This window comes from Thermoanaerobacter sp. A7A (genome assembly GCF_000445185.1).
GTDB lineage: Bacteria > Bacillota > Thermoanaerobacteria > Thermoanaerobacterales > Thermoanaerobacteraceae > Thermoanaerobacter.
Window position 1 is genome coordinate 1 of sequence record NZ_AVAF01000100.1, and the last position, 1,235, is coordinate 1,235.

At 34.2% G+C, this 1,235-nt stretch carries 1 pseudogene; it reads left to right on the top strand.

Annotation, left to right across the window (positions count from 1 at the left end):
• Positions 1–295: 295 nt before the first annotated feature.
• Positions 296–1,235, top strand: a pseudogene (locus M663_RS0106830) (IS1182-like element ISTte1 family transposase); the annotation flags it as partial.

Below are 1,235 nucleotides of genomic sequence, written 5' to 3' on the forward strand. Positions count from 1 at the left end.
TAAAAGTTGATGGAAAATGGCTTATAAGAAGAGATTGGTATTATGACCCCCTTGACGAAGACTCTGCCTATATAGACGCTACTCCCGCCGAAATACTTCCGATAGATATCATGTCCCTTTCGACTTAGGATGGGATAAGAGGGTAATTTATAGATTTATACATATAAATGATTAAAAGATAGAGAAAAAATCCTCTATCTTTCAGACTGTTGACAAAATATCGGGAACCCGTTATGATGAGAAGGGTTCCTTGTTTTTTTAACGGTACAAAGCAAAAGAGGAGAGGAGAAGAAAGATGTTATCAAAGAAAGAGGATGCAAGACATCAAATAGAATTTGTAAGCATAGATCAATTAGTACCACAAGACCACCTTTTAAGAAAGATAGAAAAAGTCATAGACTTTAGCTTCATATACGATTTAGTAAAAGACAAATATTCCGAGGGTCACGGCAGACCAAGCATAGACCCAGTAGTACTCATAAAAATACTTTTCATTCAATATCTTTTTGGCATACCATCGATGAGGAGGACAATAGCAGAAATAAAAACAAATGTAGCGTATAGATGGTTTTTAGGGTATGGGCTGACAGAAGAAATACCTCATTTTTCAACATTTAGTCAGAACTACATAAGAAGATTCAAGGGGACGGATATATTTGAAAAAATATTTACGAAAATTTTAGAGGAAGCAATAAAACATGGGCTAGTAAATGCGGAGGAAGTATTCATAGATTCAACTCATGTAAAAGCAAGCGCCAACAAGAAGAAATACACAAAAGAGATAATAGAACAAGAAGCTAGAATTTATCAAGAAAAACTAGAAGAAGAAATAAACAAGGATAGAGAGGCTCATGGCAAAAAGCCATTAAAGAAAATCAAGAAGATAAAGACGAAAGAAGTGAAAGTAAGCAAAACAGACCCAGATAGCGGAATGTTAAACAAAAACGGAAAAGAAAAAATCTTTGCATATTCTTTTCATACAGCCTGCGATAAAAATGGATTTGTATTAGGAGTAAAAGTAACAGCAGCAAATGTACACGACAGTGTGATGTTTCAAGAAGTATTAGAAGAAGTTGAAAAGAGGGTAAGAAAACCGAAAGCAATAGCAGTAGACGCAGGCTATAAAAATCCGTACATATTAAAGACAATATTTGATAGACAAATAATACCAGCAGTACCATACACAAGGCCAAAAACAAAAGATGGTTTCATGAAAAAACATGAATTTGTTTATG